Origin of the sequence: Mesorhizobium sp. M8A.F.Ca.ET.021.01.1.1, from assembly GCF_003998025.1 — a bacterium.
In the GTDB taxonomy this organism is placed as follows: Bacteria; Pseudomonadota; Alphaproteobacteria; order Rhizobiales; family Rhizobiaceae; genus Mesorhizobium.
In genome coordinates, this window is record NZ_RZSJ01000706.1 from 1 (window position 1) to 2,859 (window position 2,859).

At 64.6% G+C, this 2,859-nt stretch carries 4 protein-coding genes and 1 pseudogene; 3 read left to right on the forward strand and 2 right to left on the reverse strand.

The window, feature by feature from the left end:
* Nucleotides 1-50: 50 nt before the first annotated feature.
* Both EOA36_RS32540 and EOA36_RS32545 read right to left on the reverse strand, forming a co-directional pair.
* Nucleotides 51-446 (reverse strand): annotated as a pseudogene (locus tag EOA36_RS32540) (pyridoxal kinase); the annotation flags it as partial.
* Between the two features lie 13 nt (nt 447-459).
* Nucleotides 460-711 carry a hypothetical protein gene (locus tag EOA36_RS32545; protein ID WP_127280911.1) on the reverse strand — a complete coding sequence of 84 codons (252 nt, stop codon included), beginning with the start codon at nt 709-711 and terminating at the stop codon, nt 460-462.
* A gap of 164 nt (nt 712-875) precedes the next feature.
* Here EOA36_RS32545 and EOA36_RS32550 point away from each other — a divergent pair, with 164 nt between their 5' ends.
* The 3 genes from EOA36_RS32550 to EOA36_RS32565 all read left to right on the forward strand — a co-directional run.
* The gene (locus tag EOA36_RS32550) at nt 876-1,514 is read left to right on the forward strand and encodes a LemA family protein (RefSeq protein WP_127280912.1); all 639 of its coding nucleotides are present in this window, start codon (nt 876-878) and stop codon (nt 1,512-1,514) included.
* A 277-nt stretch (nt 1,515-1,791) separates the two neighbouring features.
* Nucleotides 1,792-2,529: a YgcG family protein gene (locus EOA36_RS32560; protein ID WP_335930843.1), complete on the forward strand. Its 738-nt coding sequence runs from the start codon at nt 1,792-1,794 to the stop codon at nt 2,527-2,529.
* Between the two features lie 3 nt (nt 2,530-2,532).
* The coding region (locus EOA36_RS32565; protein ID WP_245464534.1) for a TPM domain-containing protein at nt 2,533-2,859 on the forward strand (327 nt) is incomplete at its 3' end.

The window sequence follows — 2,859 nt, forward strand, 5'->3', positions numbered from 1 at the left end:
TTTTTTTACAAGCAGAAGACATACGAGATTGCCGCTTCTCTCCTCGTGGGCTCGGGCACATAGAGGCCGCCGGAATCACCCATCACCGGATCGCAGATATAGACGGCGTCAGGCGTCCTGGCCTTGACCGCGGCGACCAGCGAGGCGACCGCCTCGGCCTGGCCGGCCTCGCCGAGGTAACCGGAGAGCACGGCGCCGACTTCACCCAGCCACGGCGCGCGCTCCAGATCGGCCATCAGCGCCTTGAACTGGTCGAGCGGCGGCACGATGCGGGTGGCGCGGCCATGTCCGGGATGCCAGGGCAGGATGATTGTCGGCACCGCCCACACCGGAAAGCCCAAGGTCTCCAGCGCGAAGACGGCGGCGCGGTTGCCGACGGAGCCACGGGCGACATGGCTGGAAATGACGATGACCGCGCGCGGCGCGTCGGCTTTTTCGGCGCTCATTGTTTCTTGATTCCTAGCTGCCCCGGGTGAGGAAAAGCACGAGCCAGACCATCAGGCCCAGCGCCAGAAGCAGTCCGAGTATCCGGCCAACGCGCGTGCCCCAGACTTCGATCGGATCCGTGCGATCGGCGTCGGCCGCGGAGACGTGGTCGCGCATGCCTTTCGTCGTCCGTGCCACGAAAGAGTTGCCGGCCGGATCGGTCTCCTGCGCGACGCGCTGGAGGATACGGCGCGATTCGCTGTCGCTGTTCTGGCGTTGCGCCATGTTGATGTCCCGTTCTGATCGGACCTTATCGCGTTCGCGGACCCAATCACAGGGCCTTGCGCGGGCCCGATTCACGCAGAGCCTGTTCCAGAGGTCGAGGCCGTTTTCTTGCGCGCCGATTGTGGTAATGCTTCGCCTGCAACTTCTATCGAGGGAACCCCATCATGCTTGCCCAGCGCCTTGCTCGACCATCGACATTCCGCACGCTGCCCGCCTTCCTGATGATGGCAATCGTGCTGCCGCTGCTTGCTGGCTGTGGCTACAACACCATCCCGACAGCGGAAGAAAACGCCAGGGCGGCATGGAGCGAGGTGTTGAATCAGTATCAACGCCGCGCCGATCTCATTCCCAATCTGGTCGAGACGGTCAAAGGCTATGCTTCGCATGAAAAGGACACGCTCGACGCGGTGGTCGAGGCGCGCGCCAAGGCGACGCAGATCACGGTGACGCCGGAAACGCTGAAGGATCCGGAAGCGCTCAAGAAGTTCCAGGATGCCCAGGCAGGGCTGACCAGCGCGCTGTCGCGGCTGATCGCGGTGTCGGAGGCCTATCCCGACCTCAAGGCCAACCAGAATTTCCTGGCGCTGCAGGCACAGCTCGAAGGCACCGAGAACCGCATCGCGGTGGCGCGGCGCGACTACATCCAGGCCGTCAGGGACTACAATCTGACGCTGAAGACCTTCCCGTCGGTGCTGTGGGCGACCTTCTGGTTCCGTGGCAACGAGCCGTTCGCCAACTTCACCGTCGACGAAGACAAGATGCAGCCGCCGAAGGTCGACTTCGGCACGAAGCAGGGCGGGTGAACGGGCCATTGTTTCGCGGGGCCTGAAAGCATTGCGTTCCGTGGCGCCCCCCTCTGTCCTGCCGGACATCTCCCCCACGAGTGGGGAGATCACATGTCGCGTTGGCTTTCGCCAATCTCCAACGCCTAAAAGGGAGAGCCGGCGGTCAAGCCGCCAATCTCCCCCCTCGTGGGGGAGATGTCCGGCAGGACAGAGAGGGGCGCCTCGCGCGTACCTCACTCTTCTTGGGTTTCTTCTCGGTTTCCTTCTCCTACCCCTAAGCGCCTTCGCCGCCGATCTGCCGGCGCTCACCGGCCGCGTGGTCGACAATGCCGGCATCATCGATGCCGGCACACGTGCGGCGCTGACCCAAAAACTCGCCGCCTTCGAAACCAAGGGCTCGGACCAGATCGTCGTCGCCACCATCCCCAGCCTCGACGGCGAGGAGATCGAACCCTACGCCAACCGGCTGTTCCGCTTCTGGAAGCTCGGCCAGGCCAAGGAGAACAACGGCGTCCTGCTCCTGGTCGCGCCGAACGATCGCAAGATGCGCATCGAGGTCGGCTATGGGCTGGAAGGCACGCTGACCGATCTGCATACCAAGCTGATCATCGAGAACGACATGGTGCCGGCGTTCCGTGCCGGCGATTTCCCGGGCGGTATCTCCAAGGCCGTCGACGACATGATCATGGTGTTGGAGGGCAATCCGGAGGAGTTGGAGGCGCGCGGCAAGCGCAACGAGCAGGCGCCGTTCAATGCCGACGACCTGTTCTTCGCCGTCTTCATCAGCATCTGGGCGATCATTTTCTTCGGCAGCATCGCGGCCTCGGTCCTGCCGCCGATCTTCGGCCAGAAGCTCGGGCCCGGACGCTATCGCTGGCTCGGCATGACCTTCGAGCCGCACCGGCGGTCCTCATCCGGGGGCGGCTGGTCGTCCGGAAGCTCCGGCGGCGGCTGGTCTTCGGGTGGCGGCGGTGGCGGCTTTTCGGGCGGCGGCGGTTCGTCCGGCGGCGGCGGCTCCTCGGGAAGCTGGTAGGCCATGGTAAGAGCCGCCGTCCCATCGATGCCCGGCCGATGCGCCACGGGATTGCGCCTGGCCTTAATCACACTGGCGTCATTGCTGCTTGCCTCGATCGCCGCCGTGGCCGCCGATCTTCCGGCTCTCACCGGCCGTGTGGTCGACAATGCCGGCATTATCGATGCCGCGACCAAGGCCGCGCTGACGCAGAAGCTGGCGGACTTCGAAACCAAGGGCTCGGATCAGATCGTCGTCGCCACCATCCCCAGTCTCGACGGCGAGGAGATCGAACCCTACGCCAACCGGCTGTTCCGTTTCTGGAAGCTCGGCCAGGCCAAGGAGAACAAC